This window comes from Agrobacterium sp. DSM 25558, assembly GCF_900100825.1.
In the GTDB taxonomy this organism is placed as follows: domain Bacteria; phylum Pseudomonadota; class Alphaproteobacteria; order Rhizobiales; family Rhizobiaceae; genus Agrobacterium.
Genome location: NZ_FMUD01000048.1, coordinates 16,404 through 33,978, shown reverse-complemented (window position 1 = coordinate 33,978; position 17,575 = coordinate 16,404). Strand labels below are relative to the sequence as shown.

The window sequence follows — 17,575 nt, the reverse complement described above, 5'->3', positions numbered from 1 at the left end:
ACATTGCCTACATGGCCGCGCTGAGCGCAATCAAGATCAAGGATCCCATTCTCGGCACTTTCTACCAGCGCCTGCGCAGCAACGGAAAAACCTTTAAGATCGCCATCGTCGCAACAATCCGAAAGCTCATAACCATCCTCAACGCAATCGCAAAAACAGACCCTGCTTTTACTTGATCGTCCACGGTTGCTTGATGCGGGATCCAGCCTGCGCCGCGTCTGTCAGCTCAAAAGAGTCTTTTGCACCGCCGACGCGGCGCTGCTGGATACCGGGTCAAGCCCGGTATGACGGAGTTTAAAGAGGACATTTTCCACTCACTTCCCCAGCCACCGGTCCAGCGTCAGCGCGTACGTTACATGCGGCTTGAGGTGCGGGTGGGTTTCCGGCACACGCGGATGGTCGAAATCGCGGGATGGATCACGGATGAGGCCGATCCGTTTCATGACGGAGACCGAGCGCAGGTTATCGCGGACTGCGAAGGAGACGATCTCCGGTTTTTTCTTTTCATCGAACGCCATTGCCAGCATCGATTTTGCGGCTTCCGTAACATAGCCGTGGCCCCAGAAACGGGTTGCCAGCCGCCAGCCGATTTCCATCGTGCCGAGCGGGAATATGCCTTCAAGATTGGCGGGGGCTATGCCGCAAAATCCTATCGGTTCAGCAGTTTCACGCAGTTCCAGCGCGTAGAAGCCGAAACCGGTGGCGCGGATCATGTCGTTGATGCGCTCCAGTGCGGCATCGGATTCGGCGTGACTGCGTGCGGTGGGAAAAAACTCCATCACTTTCGGATCGGCGTTGATCTCCCGGAAAAGGTCGCGGTCTGTTTTTCGCCATTCCCGCAGGATCAGCCTTGGTGTTCCTCGTAAGATCATGGGGTAACGAAATCAGCCTTGCGATAACCCTGAAGATACAGAAGCGCCGTCAAGTCGCCGTGGTCGATGCGGATTTTCGCTTCCGCTGCGACGGCGGGCTTGGCATGGATTGCCACTCCTGAGCCGGCTAGGTGCAACATGCCGAGGTCGTTGGCACCATCGCCGACAGCAATCGCATCTTCAGGGGTAATGCCGAGCTTTGCAGCGATGTCGTTCAACGCGTCGACCTTGGCCTGTTTGCCCAGAATCGGTTCTGCCACGGTGCCGTCGAGAAGGCCGTCTTTTTCGCCCAGAATATTGGCGCGGTTTTCATCGAAGCCCAGCGTTGCCGCGATGCGGCTGGTAAAGACTGTGAAGCCACCGGATACCAGTGCCGTGTAGTGGCCCTTGGCTTTCATCGTGGCGATCAGCTCCATGCCGCCTGGGGTCAGCGTGATACGCTTTTCGATGACCTCGTCCACCACGGAAATCGGCAGGCCTTTCAACAGTGCGACGCGCTCCTGCAGGGCAGGTTCAAAGGCGATCTCACCGTTCATGGCGCGGGCGGTGATGGTGGAGACCTGGTCTTTCAATCCCACTTCGGCGGCCAACTCATCAATGCATTCCTGGCCGATCATGGTCGAATCCATATCGGCAATGAGGATTTTCTTGCGGCGCTTGTCCTGGTCCTGAATGGCGATATCGATGGGTCGGTCAACGATCGCCATCCGCAGCACGCGTTCCGCCGCTGCCAGATCAGTGCCGTCGCGCAGCACCAGATCGCAGGCAATCCCATCTGCCAGCCAGTAGAGGCCTGACGCGTCCAGTGCCTTGGCGGCACTTTCGGCGATCGTGGAATTCAGAACAGGATTTGACGGATTGGCGATAAGCGTGGCAACCAGAGCCATGATGAAAAACCTTGCTGACGAATTCGATGCGATCCTGATAACCGGCCCGACGGCAAGCGGCAAGTCCGCGCTTGCGCTTCGGCTGGCGCGGGAGAAAAATGGTGTCGTTATCAACGCCGATAGCATGCAGGTTTATGACACGCTGCGGGTTTTGACAGCGCGACCTTCGTCAGAAGACATGGAGGACGTGCCGCACCATCTTTATGGGCATGTCGCTGCTTCGACGCTTTACTCCACAGGGGAGTGGCTGCGGGAGATAACGACGCTGCTCGAAACACTGCGCGGCGAGGGGTGTTTCCCGGTCATCGTTGGTGGCACGGGGCTTTATTTCAAGGCGCTGACGGGCGGCCTCTCGGATATGCCGACGATCCCGCCTGAAATCCGCGAGAGCTACCGAAAGCGTTTGGTCGAGGACGGGCCGACAGGGCTCTATGATGAGCTATCCACGCGCGATCCGCAGATCGCATCCAGCCTTCGCCCCACCGATGGCCAGCGCATCGTGCGTGCACTGGAAGTGCTGGAAGCCACCGGCCAATCAATCCGCACGTTTCAGCACGCTAGCGGCCCCGTCATCATCGATCCGGCGCGCGCGCAAAAATTCGTAGTGCTGCCGGAAAGGGCAGTGCTGCATGATCGCATCAACAGGCGGTTTGCGGGCATGATGCAGAGCGGAGCGGTGGAAGAGGTGCAGGCGCTTCTGGCACTCGACCTTTTCCCTGACGCCACCGTGATGAAGGCCATCGGCGTTTCGCAGATTGCGGAGATGTTGGCGGGGCGCATGAACGAGGCCGAGGTCATCGAAAAAGCTGCGGCGGCGACCCGACAATATGCCAAGCGGCAGATGACATGGTTTCGCAACCAGATGGGGGAGGATTGGGAGAGGGTGGGGCCTTAGACACCCCTTCCGTCATACTGGCCTTGAGCCGGTATCCAGCAGCACCGCGTCTGCGGTGCTAAAGAGTCTTTTGCGATCAAGGACTTGATCGCACTGGATCCCGCATCAAGTGCGGGATGACGGTTCATTACGCCAACTCAATCCTTCCGATAAAGACTCCCAAGTGGCTTCTTCATCAGGCTATCCCGCAAAGACGATCTTGGCTCTTCGGCGATGAAAGAACGCGGCGCTAAGTCCTGGATATTTTCGCGCACTGGTGCGACACTTGCGGACATCTGCGCCTTTGCGGAAAACACCGAACTCCTCGGCAGCATTTCCGGCCGGTAGGGCTCGCTGCTGTTGCTCTCTTCGTTGAACTCGCGCTTCCAGCTGTCGAATTCTTCATCATTCGCATCCTGGGCGATTTTTGCGTCGTAGCTTTGGCGGAAGCCGGAAATATCGGGGCCGGTGACGGCGCGCATCCGTTTGACGATGGAGCGAAGATCGACCGTATCGGGCGTATCCTCCGCAATGTGGGGCATAACGCCGTTCGCCTTGGGAAGGTTATGGTCGGCTACGCGGTCGAAGCGGATGCGCATGGGAACGTTGATGGCCTCACCAAAGGCGATCGCTTCGCCATTGCCGATCGAGGAGAGGAAGCTGGTGGTGGAGACGGATGAGTTCGGTATGGCCGACCGGATGATTTCCTGATCGTTTTCATTGGATAGCCGCATGGCGAACACGGTGGAGCATTGCGACAGGATGGTCTGGTCCAGTTCTCCCGGACGCTGGGTGATGATGCCGAGCGAGACGCCGTATTTTCGGCCTTCCTTGGCGATCCGGGCAATGGCCTGTCGCGTCGGGAAAAAGCCGAGTTCGGGATCAGCGGGCACATAGCGGTGCGCTTCTTCGCAGACAACCAGCGTGTGGATTGCACCCTGGCTCCACAGCGCCAGTTCAAACGCCATACGGCAGAGAACGGAGGCCACGGAATTCACCACTTCCGACGGAATGCCGGCAAGCTGGAACACCGAAATCGGTTTGCCATCACCGGGAACGCGGAAGATATGCGCCACCGTTTCCATGATCGTATCGCTGATCGTGCTATTGGAGAACATGAAGTGATAACGCGGATCATTGATGGCCGACATGATGCGCATTTTGAGGTTTCGCAGCACCGGTTTCTCATCACGCCCCTCAAGCCGACCGATGCGCTCATCGATCAAGGCCAGAAGGTCGGCAATACGGTAGGGGACGGGCGTATCCGATGTCAGGGAGGACTTTTCCGAGGCGCGACGCATGACGGAGTTGTCCGAACCGCGAAAGGCGCGTTTCGCCTCCGGTATCAGGTCGCGCAGAATATCAAGCTCTTCGGAAACGGCCTTACGTCCGCGGTAGAGCACCTCGGTAAACTCTTCCAACTTCATCAGCCAGAAGGGCAGGTCCAGTGTATCGGTATCGATGACCACTGATGACATCGGAAAGGCTGCGGCATATTCATTGTGCGGATCGAGAATCAGCACGCGCAGTTTCGGGTCCTTCTCGATTGCCTTGTTCAGCAGCAGAGAGACTGCGGTCGACTTGCCGACGCCGGTCGAGCCGAGAACGGCAAAGTGCTTGGACAGCATTTGCGGGATGCTGATCGTCGCGTCGATGCTGTCATCCTGCGTCAGGCGACCGACGACACAGGTGCCACCGCCTGTATTTTCGTAGATGCGCATCAGGTCGCTCGAGCGAATGCGGTGCGCAATGGCTCCCAGATAGGGGTAGCGGGAAATGCCGGTGGAAAAACGCTCGCTACCGTCAGGCGCGCGGTAAATCTCGCCCAGCAGTTCGACGTCGATCAACAGGGTGTTGCTGCGACTGGCCGACCACTCGATCTGGCCGGTTTTCATGGCGTAACTCAAGGCCGCGACGCGGGTTTCGCCAAGGTCGATGGAGATCAGGCGACCAACCGACCATAGTTCGGCAAGGTCCGTCTTGCCGGGCTCGGTCGTGGCGGAAATCGTCGCGCGGGAACCGTTGCAGGAAATGACGTGGCCGAGCAGCCGGTTTGCTGCCGTCACGTCGTCGCGGCGGTCCTGCTCGCCTGCTTTTGCCGATTTGCGAAGGTCGTCGTTAAACACGTCTCGCCCCTGTCATAGGTCTGTCGGCCTTATTTGAAGTCGGCCCTTTGCGGGTTGGTCCCGGTCATTCAGCCAAGTCTATAAGATTGCTTTTAACAACTGGTGTAATCGGAGCGTATTTTTATTTCGTCAAATGTCGCCTGTTCGCAATAAATGGAATAAATGCGGATTTTTTTCCGCAGAATGCGTTGACGGATATCGGTTTTGTGTCTAACACTCCGGCCCATGAAAAATCTTAACGTACTTATCGTGGTGGGACGGCGCATGGGCAGGATGGTGTAACCATCCGGCGAAAGCACCCATGCGCTAAACGAGGCTCCTCAAGGGGCCTTTTTTTATGTCTTCACACGGGCCAAATGGCTCGACGATATCCAAAGCCAAATCGGGATGGAACAGGCAATGACGGATAAGGACACTACTGATAACAGCAACACCATGACGGGCGCGGAAATCGTTCTGCGCGCGCTGAAGGATAACGGCGTCGAGCATATTTTCGGCTATCCCGGCGGTGCGGTTCTTCCGATTTACGACGAGATTTTCCAGCAGGACGATATCCAGCACATTCTGGTGCGCCACGAGCAGGGTGCAGGCCACGCCGCTGAAGGTTATGCCCGTTCCACCGGTAAGGTCGGCGTTATGCTGGTAACCTCCGGTCCCGGTGCCACCAATGCCGTTACGCCGCTGCAGGACGCGTTGATGGACTCGATCCCGCTGGTGTGCATTTCCGGCCAGGTTCCAACATCGCTGATCGGCTCCGATGCGTTTCAGGAGTGCGATACCGTCGGTATCACGCGTCCCTGCACCAAGCACAACTGGCTGGTGAAGGACGTCAATGAACTGGCTGGTATCATCCACGAGGCTTTCCGCATTGCCCAGACCGGTCGTCCCGGCCCAGTTGTTGTCGATGTTCCCAAGGACATTCAGTTCGCCACCGGCACCTACACGCCGCCATCGGCTGCCATTCAGCAGAAGAGCTACAAGCCGAAGGTTCAGGGCGACCTGAACGCCATTCATGCTGCCATCGAACTGATGTCCAAGGCCAAGCGTCCGATCCTCTATACGGGCGGTGGCGTTATCAATTCTGGCCCGGAAGCCACTCGTTTGCTGCGTGAACTGGTTGAACTGACCGGCTTCCCGATCACCTCGACTCTGATGGGTCTGGGTTGTTACCCGGCATCGGGTGAAAGATGGCTGGGCATGCTGGGCATGCACGGTTCCTATGAAGCCAACATGGCGATGCATGATTGCGACGTCATGGTCTGTGTCGGGGCGCGTTTTGATGACCGTATCACCGGGCGTCTGAATGCATTCGCACCCAACTCCAAGAAAATCCACATCGATATCGATCCATCCTCGATCAACAAGAACGTTCGCGTTGATGTTCCTATTGTTGGCGATGTCGGGCGTGTTCTGGAAGATATGGTTCGTTTGTGGCGGGCCTTGCCAGCTAAGCCTGCGAAGGCGCAGACGGAAGAGTGGAATGCGGAGATCACCCGCTGGCGCGCGCGCAATTCCTTCGCCTACAAGAATTCCAAAGATGTCATCATGCCGCAATACGCCATCCAGCGTCTGTATGAGGCATCGAAGGGCCGCGACACCTATATCACCACGGAAGTCGGTCAGCACCAGATGTGGGCAGCACAGTTCTTTGGCTTCGAAGAGCCGAACCACTGGATGACCTCAGGCGGTCTCGGCACCATGGGTTACGGTCTGCCAGCCGCTATCGGCGTTCAGGTTGCGCACCCGGAAGCTCTGGTCATCGATATCGCTGGCGATGCGTCGATCCAGATGTGCATTCAGGAAATGTCCTGCGCTATCCAGTACAGCCTGCCGGTCAAGATCTTCATCCTGAACAACCAATATATGGGCATGGTGCGCCAGTGGCAGCAATTGCTGCATGGCAACCGCCTGTCGAACTCCTACACGGAAGCCATGCCCGATTTCGTCAAGCTGGCGGAAGCCTATGGCGGTGTCGGCATGTATTGCGATGACCCGAAGGAATTGGACGACAAGATTGCCGAGATGATTGCGGTCGACAAGCCCGTTATCTTCGATTGCCGCGTGGCCAATCTTGCCAACTGCTTCCCGATGATCCCATCGGGCAAGGCGCATAACGAGATGCTGTTGCCGGATGAAGCAACCGACGAAGCCGTTGCCAATGCAATCGACGCCAAAGGCCGTCAGCTAGTCTGATCTGGAGAGGAATACGGATATGAACGCACATCTACAGCCTACCGGTTCGGCCTACTTCATTCAGAAGGAAACGGAAACCGTTGAAAACCACACGCTATCGGTCCTTGTCGCCAATGAGCCGGGCGTTCTCGCCCGCGTCATCGGCCTGTTTTCCGGTCGCGGCTACAACATCGAAAGCCTGACCGTTTCTGAAACGGAGCACGAAGCGCATCTGTCACGCATCACCATCGTCACGCGCGGCACGCCGGGTGTGCTGGAACAGATCAAGGCGCAGCTGGAACGCATCGTTCCGGTTCACACGGTTGTCGATTTGACGGTGCGCGCCCGCGATATGGGGCAGGAGCGTCCGATCGAGCGTGAAGTCGCGCTGATCAAGGTCGCCGGTTCGGGCGAAGACCGCGCCGAAGCCTTGCGTCTCGCCGATGCGTTTCAGGCCAAGGTGGTTGACGCGACGGTGGAGCATTTCATCTTCGAAATCACCGGCAAGTCTTCAAAGATCGACCAGTTTATTTCGATCATCAAGCCGCTGGGCCTGATCGAGATTTGCCGCACCGGTATCGCGGCCATGAACCGCGGTCCGCAGGGGATGTAACTGCGCTATTTTGCCCGAAGAACAATGCCCGCAGGTCTTGCTGCGGGCATTTTCGCATATAGAGGGGAATGCTTTGAGACGAAAATCGCAACAGACATGGGCGCTCTATTGCCGTAGCTACCTCGTTACCGTTGGTCTTTTGATGTTTGCCGGATCGGCATTCACACTCTATCTCGCTTACGGCAATCTGGTTGTCTTGCGGTGGTGGGTTCTTGGCATCGTCGTTGCGATGGTTTTCGGTGGTGCGGCGCTCACGGGTATTGGTCTTTTCGGCAGCCCTTCGCGTGTGGATAGATGGGCGGACGTGGCGTCCACCCATGAAGCCAGTGTGATCCTGATGGTGATCTCGTTTCCGGTCTATTGCGTCTTGAAGCCGTTTTACCAAACTCGGTAAGTCTGCTCCAAACGGATTCAGGTGGTTGTCGTCTTGAATCCGGAAAATGCGCCAAGCCCATAAAATCCTTACAGCATGTCCAACGGCACCTTCTGCGTTGGCGGTGGGAATTCTGCGTCGAGTGCAGCCCAGTCATCGTCACTGATATCCAGATCGGTCGCGCCGCGATTTTCGGTGACACGCTCCGGGTTGGCACTTTTCGGTATGGCCATTACGCCATCACGATCCAGCAGAAAGGCGAGTGCGACCTGCGCGGGCGTGGCCTGATAGGCTTTGGCGATGCGGATGAGTTCGTGGTTTTTGAGCAGTTGGCCCTGTTGGATCGGTAAGTAGGCCATCAAAGGTACGCCGTGATTTTGGCACCAGGGCAGAAGATCATATTCAGGGCCGCGTCTGGACAGATTGTAAAGCACCTGATTGACCGCGCAGTTTTTGCCTTCGGTGAACGAGAACAGCTCCTCCATATCGTCTGTGTCGAAGTTGGAGACGCCCCAATCGGTGATCTTTCCGTCCGCTTTGAGCTTTTCGAACGCGCCGACGGTTTCTTCCAACGGGTGGGAGCCGCGCCAGTGCAGCAGGTAAAGGTCGAGGTGGTCTGTTTCAAGGCGCTTGAGGCTGCGTTCGCAGGCATCGATTGTGCCTTGCGCGCTGGCATTGAACGGGTAGACCTTGCTGACGAGGAAAACTTGTTCGCGTATATCCACGATCGCCTTGCCAACGACCTCTTCCGATTTTCCATCCGCATACATTTCCGCGGTATCGACAACCGTCATCCCCAGCTCGACGGACTTGCGGATACTGGAGATCTCGCTGATTTCGGCAGCGCGCTCCTCGCCCATGTTCCAAGTTCCGATCCCCAATGCGGGAATGCTGACACCAGAGGGTAGGGTAACGGTTGGGATATCATCGAACATGTCATTGCTCCGGTTTTTCACGCTGTGTGCATCTTAAACCAGCGAGCGGTCAGGTCGATCCATCAAAACTTATGGGTTTGTTCGCCTCAGCTTTGCTGCAACGAGGTTTGGCGATTTCTTTTCGTCTCTTCGGCTTGCGCCTTTATTCTTCTTTCGTTCTTTTTCAGTTGCACTTTACGCTCGAATCCTGCGAAGAGAACGCATGCAATTTTCACCGCAACAGGACGAAGCCCTGAAGGCTGTTTCGCGATGGCTGAAGGAAGGCCGTACGCAGGTTTTCCGGCTGTTCGGCTATGCCGGCACGGGCAAGACGACGCTTGCCAAGCATTTTGCCGAAAATGTCGATGGCGAGGTGCTGTTTGCGGCCTTTACCGGCAAGGCCGCGCAGGTTCTGCGCTCGCGTGGGGCCACCAATGCTCGCACGATTCATTCTCTGATCTATCGCCCGCGCGGCGAAGAGGCGGTGGAAAACGAAGAAACCGGCAAGACATCCATCGCGCCCATGTTTTCCATCAATCGGCAGAGCCCGCTTGCCAAGGCGGCACTGATCATCATCGACGAGTGCTCAATGGTGGATGAGGCGCTGGGCAGGGACTTGATGAGCTTCAGCACGCCGATCCTCGTTCTGGGTGATCCGGGGCAGTTGCCGCCCGTATCCGGTGGTGGCTTCTTCACGGATCAGGAGCCGGATTTTCTGCTGTCGGAAATTCACCGTCAGGCAAAAGACAACCCGATCATCCAGCTGGCCATGGATGTGCGGGAGGGCAAGGAGATCATGCGCGGGGACTACGGTGCCGCGCAGGTGATTTCCAAAAACGAAGTGACCCAAGGGCTTGTGCTGGACGCGGACCAGGTGCTGGTCGGTACCAACAGAACCCGCCGCCGCTACAATCAGCGCCTTCGCGAGCTGAAGGGTTTCGTTGCCGACTATCCGCAATCCGGCGACAAGCTGGTGTGCCTTCGCAACGACCCCGCCAAGGGATTGCTGAACGGCTCTCTGTGGCAGGTGATGAGTTCGTCGCGCGAAACCGTAAAGCCCGGTATCAACCTGATGATACGCCCCGAAGACGACGATATGGATCGCGGTGCGGCGAAGATCAAACTGTTGAAGGCGGCGTTCGAGGAAACGGAAACCGAGATACCGTGGACGACGCGCAAGCGTTACGACGAGTTCGATTACGGTTATGCGCTGACCGTACACAAGGCTCAGGGTTCGCAGTGGAACAATGTCGTCTTGTTTGATGAGAGCTTTGCATTTCGCGATTCGCGCGAGCGGTGGCTCTATACCGCCATTACCCGTGCAGCCGAAACACTGACGATCGTGCGTTGATATAAAAACGCCCGGTGCAGTTTTTCATCTGCACCGGGCGTTTTTGTTTCTTATCGCTAAAAGGCTTCAGTCTTGCGATGCGGCTTCCCGGTCAGGGCTGATGACGCCCAGCATAAATGCCTTGGCCACAGCCTGAAAGCGGTTATTGGCGCTGACTTTTTCCATCACGCTGGCTTCCAGCTTCTGGAGTTCGTCGCTGGAAATGCCGAGTGTTCGTGCCAGCCGAATAGGCGCATAGCCTTCCGCCATCAACTCCAGGCATTTTCGCTCTTGCGTGTCCAACTCGACGTGGGATGCATCGATAACATCATCATCGGCATCCGTGGCAACATCATCGGTTAGAAGAACGTCACTGATCTGCTGAATCTGACGGCGGACCGTGGAGATTTCGCCAGCCAGTTCGCTTTTGCGGGCGTTCAGAACGTTCTGGAATATGGCGTCAGCGTCAGCCTGCGTTGGCGCGTCGGCCAGTTTCTGCATGATGTCCTGAATGGTCGCGACGGGTATGCCGATCTCGCGACAGAAATTTACCACTGCCATGCGCCGCACGTCCTGATGCGAATATATGCGCATCAATCCCGCACGGCGTGAGGATATGATTTCTTTCTCTTCATAGAAATGCAGAGTGCGATGCGTTACGCCAAACATGTTTGCCATGTCGGCAATGCCGACCGGCTCCGGTGGCATATGAGATGGTTGGGGGATGTCTGGGAGAAAACCTTTGCGTTTTGCAGTCGAGGCATCCTGATGCAGCGACATCTTCGGTTCTTCCGTATCGCGCATCGGTTTGGCCCTCCACCGGGCTTCATTGCGCGCTCTTCCGGGTATGGACCGTCGCACAGGGAGTTCATCTTTCAAAAGGTCGTCGGTTCCCCCATCGATAGCGAGATCGAAATTCGGGTTTAGCTTCAAGTTTGTTTCCGCGTAAAAATAATCACTAGTCATAATGAGTCCCCTAACCCTAATGGGTTGTAGAATTCGAATGCCGCGCTTTGGTTCCAAAACTTTTCAATTATTTTTCGAGTGGTGCTTGCGAGATAGGCTAGAGTGGGGGAAACAAAGCCTCCCACTGTTGAAAACAAGCGATGATCCCCCATGCCAACCAAGCTCTCCGTTAATCTCAATGCCATTGCCATGTTGCGTAACCGCCGTGATCTGCCGTGGCCGGATGTCGAGCATTTTGGCCGCATTGCGCTGAGCGCGGGAGCCAGCGGATTGACCGTCCATCCGCGTCCGGATCAGCGTCATATCCGCTTTTCCGACTTGCCGGTGTTGCGCGCCCTGATCGATGATGAGTTCCCGCAGGCCGAGTTCAATATGGAGGGTTACCCGACCGAAGACTTTCTGCTGTTGTGCGAGGAAACGCAGCCGGAGCAGGTGACGCTGGTGCCGGATGATCCCGCGCAGGCGACTTCCGATCATGGCTGGGATTTTCGCAAGCATGCCACGTTCCTGAAGGAGACCGTGGCGCGCCTTATGGCAGGCGGCATGCGCGTCTCTCTTTTTGCCGATGGTGATGGGGATGAGGAGGCGGTTCGACTTGCGGCGGAAACGCGCGCGGCTCGCATCGAGCTGTACACCGGCCCCTATGGCGGCTGTTACGACAATCCTGAACAGGCTGCGATGTGGATCGAAAAGCTTGGGCTAACCGCAGATTACGCCAAAGCGCTCGGTCTACAGGTCAATGCGGGCCATGATCTGACCGTTGCCAACCTGCCGGCGCTGGTCCGGCGCATCCCGGATCTGGCGGAGGTCTCCATCGGACATGGGCTGACGGCGGATGCCATGGAATATGGTATGGCTGAGACGGTACGGCGTTTTTGTCGCGCCTGTGGTCAGACTATTTCATAACTATCGTCGATTTTTGCCTTTATATTGTATCCGCGCACGATAATGCGCGGATATTTTTATTTTAGAAGGGCAAATTTTTATGCAGCAGCATCACGTTGTCGTCGTTGGGGGAGGCTTCGGCGGACTGCAGGTCGTTCATGGACTTAAAGGCGCACCGGTTCGCATCACCTTGATCGACCGCCGCAATCATCACCTGTTTCAGCCGCTGCTTTATCAAGTAGCGACCACGGCGCTGGCGACATCCGAAATCGCCTGGCCGATACGGCGGCTTTACCGCGACCGGCAGGAAGTCACCACGCTTTTATCGGAAGTCGGCGGCATAGACCGCCAGAACCGGAACGTCATCCTGACCTCGGGCGAGACTGTTTCCTTCGATACGCTGGTGCTCGCCACCGGTGCACGCCATGCCTATTTCGGCAATGATGCGTGGGAGAAACACGCGCCCGGTTTGAAAACGCTGGAGGATGCAACGACCATCCGCCGCCGCCTGCTGCTGGCTTTCGAGCGCGCCGAGCTTGCGACAACGGAAGAGGAAAAGCAGGCGCATCTGACCTTCGTGGTCATCGGTGCTGGCCCGACGGGTGTCGAGATGGCCGGAATGATTGCGGAACTGGCCCACAAGGTGTTGCCGCCGGAATTTCGCAATGTCGATACACGCAAGACGCGGGTCCTGCTGGTCGAAGCGGGACCAAGAGTTTTGCCCGCTTTCACCGAGAAACTGTCGGCCTACAGCAAAACTGCGCTGGAAAAGCTGGGCGTCGAAGTGCTGCTCGGAACGCCGGTTTCGGCTTGCACGGAAGAGGGCGTCAAGATCGGTGACGACTTCACGCCCGCCCGCACGATCATCTGGGCTGCTGGCGTTCAGGCATCGCCCGCTGCAAAATGGCTCGATACGACGTCTGACAGGGCCGGGCGTGCGGAAGTCGGCCCGCAGCTCAATATACCGGGTGACCCCAACATCTTCGTCATTGGCGATACGGCTCTGGTGAAGCAGGAAGACGGCAAGCCCGTGCCGGGTGTCGCGCCGGCTGCCAAGCAGCAGGGTGGCTATGTCGCAGAGGTCATCACGGCGCGTCTGGCGAGCAAGACCGAACAACCGGCCTTCCATTACCGTCACCAGGGCAACCTCGCCACCATCGGCAAAAGCGCTGCGGTTGCCGATTTCGGCAAGATCAAGCTGACGGGTGTTCTGGCATGGTGGATATGGGGCCTCGCCCACATCTACTTCCTCATAGGCACTCGCTCGCGCCTTGCCGTGGCGTGGAGCTGGCTGTGGATCTATCTCAGCGGTCAACACAGCGCACGGCTGATTACGCAGAAAGAGACGCTGAAGGACGAGGCGTGAGCATAACGCTACCACCATGGGAGGCGTGACGTTACTCCCAACCTCCGTCACCCTCGGGCTTGTCCCGAGGGTCTATCCACGGTCAACGTCGTGGCTCGTTGGATCCTCGGGTCGAGCCCGAGGGTGAGGTTGAGTTTGGAGCAAAGTTGGTAATCATCTTACGCTTCGAATGGCCTGTCTTTCCAAGTCATTGACTCCATATCAACCAGCAAGCGCGGCCTTATGCGCGTTGAAAAACGCCTCACTCGTCTGCGGCTTCTCGCCTGTCAGCGTTTCATAATCGCTGGTCACGAGATCGAAATTGCCGGCGGCGATGTTTGCGTCGGCGGATGCCAGCATTTCGGCCACGAAGCCGGGGAGGCCGGCACCTTCGATGCCTTTTTGCAGATCGGCAGGCGATACCTTGACGACTGCCAGTGGTTTGCCAGCTGCGTGCGAGATGATCGCGCCGATCTCGTCGGCATTGAGCGACTGTGGGCCGGTGACGGTGTAGGTCTTGTTCTCGGCCTTGCCCTTTGCGAGAGCTGCGGCGGCCGCTCGGGCGCAGTCATCGCGGGAGATGTTGGAAACCTTGCCGTCACCCATGGCTGTGAACCACTGTCCGCTTTGCAAATTGTGCGCCATGGAATGCAGGTAGTTGTCGTTATACCAGGCGTTGCGGATGATCGTGTAGGGCAGGCCGCTTGCCTTGACCGCCTCTTCGGTTCCCAGATGGTCGGGAGCGAAGGTGACGAGCGACTTGTCCGGGTTCGGCATGGACGTATAGGCGAGGTGCTTTACACCAGCGGTCTTTGCTGCGGCAACCGCCGCCTTGTGCTGCGTCAGGCGCAGGCCGGGTACGGCAAGCGCATCCGTGGAGATGATGAGAACCGTGTCGATCCCGGCAAAGGCCGCATCCAGCGACGCTGCGTCATCGAAATCGGCCTTGCGCACTTCCACGCCCTTTGAACCGAGTGTCGAGAGCTTGGAGGTGTCGCGGCTTGCCGCGACGATATCGGACGCGAGAACATGATATGTTTCCAAAAGGTGACGAATGATCGCCTGGCCGAGGTTGCCGGAAGCGCCGGTCACGAGAATCTTGCTCATAGAGTTATTCCTTTTTCAGTGGTCTCAAAAAGAGAGTAGGGATAGAATAGGAATTGACTGCTATCTGTAAAGAAGGCATTTTTACCGCTCTACGTTACCAAAAGGGAACCACCATGACTGCAACGATTTCCAGATTAAAGCCGACATCGTCTGCCCCGATGCCTGATTTCTCCAATCTGGATTTTGCCAACTGCCCGGTGCGGGACCTGCTCAACCATATAGGTGGCAAGTGGTCCACCTTGCTGCTGCAAGCTCTTGCGGAACGACCCTATAGATTTGGCGAACTTCGCCGCATGGTGCCGGATATTTCCCAACGCATGCTGACACAGACCCTGCGCGACCTTCAGCGAGATGGTTATATTCACCGTGAGGTTTTCCCGACGAAACCGCCAAGCGTTGAATACAGCATGACGCCGCTCGGGCGCTCGCTCTATCGTCCTTTGTCTGAAGTCATCAACTGGGCGCTGGAGAACCACGATGCGGTAAAGGACGCGCGTCAGCGTTTCGAAGCCTGAGTCTACCCACCCACGGATGACGGCACACCGCAGGCATTTTCGCCAGCGCTCATATTGCGCTGCGTCAATTCGTAATTTCCTTTTAAAAATTGCTTGACCCCGCTCGCGGCTCCACTTAAACAACACTCGAACCGTACCGTACGGTACATATTTGTCAGATGGAGTGGGCAAGGTGGGGACCGATCCGATCACAGCGCAGGAATTTTCGCCGCGTCAGAACGCCGTTCTGGAGCAGGCTTTGCGTCTTCTGGTCGAGGGCGGAGAAAAAGCGCTGACCACATCTGGCCTAGCGCGCGCCGCCAACTGTTCCAAGGAAAGTCTCTACAAGTGGTTCGGCGATCGCGATGGTCTGCTGGCTGCGATGATCACCTTTCAGCAGAGCAAGGTTCGCACGTTCGAAAAGGCAGGCGACCGCGTGTCGGCGGCGCAACTGACCGACCATCTCGAAGTTTTCGCCCATGATCTTCTGGACGTTTTGGCGGGGGATGTCTCGCTGGCGCTGAACCGGCTGGCGATTGGGCAGGCGACGCGTGATGGCTCCAAGCTCGGCAATCTTCTTCTGGAGCGCGGACGTCGCCAGATCGACAAGCGTTCTCGCGGGTTGATCGAGGCGGGACGTCGCTCCGGCTATCTCCGCTTCGATGATCTCGAAGACGCTTATCGCAGCTTTTATGGCCTGATCGTTTCCGACCTGCATGTACGCATGCTGCTCGGTGAAGCGCAACAGGCAAAGGATTTCTCGTCGCGGGCGCGCAAGGCTGTTTCGGCCTTTCTGACGCTCTACGGCACGGAAAAAGTACATTCGGAAATCGGCGGAAAGGTCGCCTGAATTTTCGGCCCCAACAACTTGATTTAGCACAGGAAGGACTATCCAATGCGCGTTTATTACGATCGTGATGCCGATCTCAATCTCATCAAGGCGAAGAATGTCGTCATCGTCGGTTACGGCTCGCAGGGCCGCGCCCACGCGCTGAACCTGAAGGACAGCGGTTCCACGAACGTCGTCATTGCCTTGAAGGCCGGTTCTGGCACCATCAAGAAGGCAGAAGCCGATGGCTTCAAGGTCATGACCGTTGCCGAAGCTGCCAAGTGGGGCGACCTGTTGATGATGGCAACGCCTGACGAACTTCAGGCTGATATCTACAAGGCAGAAATTGCCGACAACATTCGTGATGGCGCCGCCATTGCCTTCGCCCACGGCCTCAACGTTCACTTCGGCCTCATCGAGCCGAAGGCTTCGCTCGACGTCATCATGATCGCACCAAAGGGCCCTGGCCACACGGTTCGCGGCGAATACCAGAAGGGCGGCGGCGTGCCTTGCCTCGTTGCCGTTCACCAGAACGCTTCGGGCAATGCTCTTGAAGTTGCGCTCTCCTACGCCTGCGGCGTTGGCGGCGGTCGTTCGGGCATCATCGAAACCAACTTCCGCGAAGAGTGCGAAACCGACCTCTTCGGCGAACAGGTCGTTCTGTGCGGCGGTCTCGTCGAGCTGATCCGCGCTGGTTTCGAAACGCTGGTCGAAGGCGGTTATGCGCCTGAAATGGCCTATTTCGAGTGCCTGCACGAAGTAAAGCTGATCGTGGACCTGATCTATGAAGGCGGCATCGCCAACATGAACTACTCCATCTCCAACACGGCAGAATGGGGCGAATATGTCACCGGCCCACGCATCATCACAGCTGAAACAAAGGCTGAAATGAAGCGCGTCCTGCACGACATCCAGACCGGCAAGTTCACGTCCGACTGGATGCAGGAATACCGCTCCGGTGCCGCCCGCTTCAAGGGCATCCGCCGCATGAACGACGTTCACCAGATCGAAGAAGTCGGCGCGAAGCTTCGCGGCATGATGCCATGGATCGGCAAGAACAAGCTGGTTGATAAGGCTGTCAACTAAGACTGCGTAATTTCTTCGTCACGTTGACGAGGGTGCAGATAAAAGTTGCAAGGGGATGCGAAGGGCAACTTTCGCATCCTTTTTTCTTGTCGATAATGTCGAAAGCTGGTCTTCTCGTGCGACTTGGTTACGGAGGACGCCATCATGCACGATGAGGATACCGCACTATCCGAAAAGGATTTGGATGAAATCCGTCAACTGGAAGAGAGCCTGTGGATCACCGAGACACGTTTCGACGTTGCATTGATGGACAACGTTTTTGCTAAAGACTTTTTCGAGTTCGGACGTTCAGGACGAACGTATACGAGGGCTGAGATCCTTGTCGAGGCTCGGCCAGGACAGACGATAAAAGCAACTATTCCCCTCTTGAGTTTTCATGGTCGACAACTGTCACCGGACATCGTTCAGGTGACATATGTGAGTGAAGCGGTTTACGGTGGTGTCGTGGAGTGGGCCAATCGCTCTTCGATCTGGAGCCGCGAGGGGAATAGTTGGAAGCTGCGGTTTCATCAAGGGACTCCGGTCGACAAATCGGCCGACGGTACGTCACATTTGCTCTCTCATGTTGCCAACGCTGAACGATTGCGCCGTTCAGTAGAACAACTTCAGAGCGGTGAAGTGATTGAGCGCGATCCGACCCAAGCTTGATGTGGTACTGGTAGCTCTACCTCCCTCATCCCTGTGACAAGCACAGGAATGAGG

The 17,575-nt window shown here is 57.0% G+C and carries 17 protein-coding genes; 11 read left to right on the top strand and 6 right to left on the bottom strand.

From position 1 onward, the window contains the following. Positions 1-314 precede the first annotated feature (314 nt). A complete protein-coding gene (locus tag DSM25558_RS25555; protein ID WP_077107444.1) occupies positions 315-872 on the bottom strand; it encodes a GNAT family N-acetyltransferase in 558 nt (185 codons plus the stop codon). Next, positions 869-1,759: a phosphoserine phosphatase SerB gene (gene serB, locus DSM25558_RS25550; RefSeq protein ID WP_077107443.1), complete on the bottom strand. Its 891-nt coding sequence runs from the start codon at positions 1,757-1,759 to the stop codon at positions 869-871. The genes DSM25558_RS25555 and serB overlap by 4 nt, the downstream gene beginning before the upstream one ends. On the opposite strand from serB, the gene miaA reads away from it, so the two are divergent. Then, a complete protein-coding gene (gene miaA, locus DSM25558_RS25545) occupies positions 1,758-2,654 on the top strand; it encodes a tRNA (adenosine(37)-N6)-dimethylallyltransferase MiaA (protein ID WP_077107442.1) in 897 nt (298 codons plus the stop codon). The two genes, serB and miaA, sit on opposite strands and share 2 nt — an antisense overlap. Before the next feature lie 137 nt (positions 2,655-2,791). On the opposite strand, the gene DSM25558_RS25540 is transcribed toward miaA, so the two are convergent. Then, entirely contained in the window at positions 2,792-4,759 is a 1,968-nt protein-coding gene (locus DSM25558_RS25540) for an ATP-binding protein (protein WP_077107441.1), read from the bottom strand. 399 nt (positions 4,760-5,158) lie between these two features. Here DSM25558_RS25540 and DSM25558_RS25535 point away from each other — a divergent pair, with 399 nt between their 5' ends. The 3 genes from DSM25558_RS25535 to DSM25558_RS25525 all read left to right on the top strand — a co-directional run bounded on the left by DSM25558_RS25535 (position 5,159) and on the right by DSM25558_RS25525 (position 7,938). Continuing rightward, a complete protein-coding gene (locus tag DSM25558_RS25535; protein ID WP_077107440.1) occupies positions 5,159-6,952 on the top strand; it encodes an acetolactate synthase 3 large subunit in 1,794 nt (597 codons plus the stop codon). 19 nt (positions 6,953-6,971) lie between these two features. Further along, positions 6,972-7,544, top strand: a complete 573-nt coding sequence (gene ilvN, locus DSM25558_RS25530) for an acetolactate synthase small subunit (protein WP_067645387.1) — start codon at positions 6,972-6,974, stop codon at positions 7,542-7,544. Between the two features lie 73 nt (positions 7,545-7,617). Further along, entirely contained in the window at positions 7,618-7,938 is a 321-nt protein-coding gene (locus DSM25558_RS25525) for a hypothetical protein (protein WP_143240246.1), read from the top strand. 68 nt (positions 7,939-8,006) lie between these two features. Here DSM25558_RS25525 and DSM25558_RS25520 read toward each other — a convergent pair whose 3' ends face one another. Continuing rightward, the gene (locus DSM25558_RS25520) at positions 8,007-8,852 is read right to left on the bottom strand and encodes an aldo/keto reductase (protein ID WP_077107438.1); all 846 of its coding nucleotides are present in this window, start codon (positions 8,850-8,852) and stop codon (positions 8,007-8,009) included. 202 nt (positions 8,853-9,054) lie between these two features. Between DSM25558_RS25520 and DSM25558_RS25515 the strand changes: the two genes are divergently transcribed. Next, positions 9,055-10,182 (top strand): ATP-dependent DNA helicase, encoded by a 1,128-nt coding sequence (locus DSM25558_RS25515; protein ID WP_077107437.1) that lies wholly within the window; start codon positions 9,055-9,057, stop codon positions 10,180-10,182. Positions 10,183-10,248: 66 nt separating this feature from the next. Here DSM25558_RS25515 and DSM25558_RS25510 read toward each other — a convergent pair whose 3' ends face one another. Beyond that, positions 10,249-10,965: a MerR family transcriptional regulator gene (locus tag DSM25558_RS25510; RefSeq protein ID WP_077107436.1), complete on the bottom strand. Its 717-nt coding sequence runs from the start codon at positions 10,963-10,965 to the stop codon at positions 10,249-10,251. Positions 10,966-11,277: 312 nt separating this feature from the next. On the opposite strand from DSM25558_RS25510, the gene DSM25558_RS25505 reads away from it, so the two are divergent. Both DSM25558_RS25505 and DSM25558_RS25500 read left to right on the top strand, forming a co-directional pair. Further along, positions 11,278-12,033, top strand: coding sequence for a pyridoxine 5'-phosphate synthase (locus DSM25558_RS25505; protein ID WP_077107435.1), 756 nt, complete (start codon positions 11,278-11,280; stop codon positions 12,031-12,033). Between the two features lie 79 nt (positions 12,034-12,112). Beyond that, complete coding sequence (locus DSM25558_RS25500; protein WP_077107434.1) at positions 12,113-13,378, top strand: NAD(P)/FAD-dependent oxidoreductase; 1,266 nt, start codon at positions 12,113-12,115, stop codon at positions 13,376-13,378. Between the two features lie 201 nt (positions 13,379-13,579). Here DSM25558_RS25500 and DSM25558_RS25495 read toward each other — a convergent pair whose 3' ends face one another. Then, positions 13,580-14,464, bottom strand: a complete 885-nt coding sequence (locus DSM25558_RS25495) for an SDR family oxidoreductase (RefSeq protein ID WP_077107433.1) — start codon at positions 14,462-14,464, stop codon at positions 13,580-13,582. Between the two features lie 113 nt (positions 14,465-14,577). Here DSM25558_RS25495 and DSM25558_RS25490 point away from each other — a divergent pair, with 113 nt between their 5' ends. From DSM25558_RS25490 to DSM25558_RS25475, 4 genes are all read left to right on the top strand, one after another. Further along, positions 14,578-14,979: a winged helix-turn-helix transcriptional regulator gene (locus DSM25558_RS25490; RefSeq protein ID WP_077107432.1), complete on the top strand. Its 402-nt coding sequence runs from the start codon at positions 14,578-14,580 to the stop codon at positions 14,977-14,979. 172 nt (positions 14,980-15,151) lie between these two features. Beyond that, entirely contained in the window at positions 15,152-15,808 is a 657-nt protein-coding gene (locus DSM25558_RS25485; protein WP_077107431.1) for a TetR/AcrR family transcriptional regulator, read from the top strand. A gap of 45 nt (positions 15,809-15,853) precedes the next feature. Continuing rightward, positions 15,854-16,873, top strand: coding sequence for a ketol-acid reductoisomerase (gene ilvC / locus DSM25558_RS25480; RefSeq protein ID WP_077107430.1), 1,020 nt, complete (start codon positions 15,854-15,856; stop codon positions 16,871-16,873). A 144-nt stretch (positions 16,874-17,017) separates the two neighbouring features. Beyond that, positions 17,018-17,521, top strand: coding sequence for a DUF4440 domain-containing protein (locus DSM25558_RS25475; RefSeq protein WP_077107429.1), 504 nt, complete (start codon positions 17,018-17,020; stop codon positions 17,519-17,521). Positions 17,522-17,575: the final 54 nt, after the last annotated feature.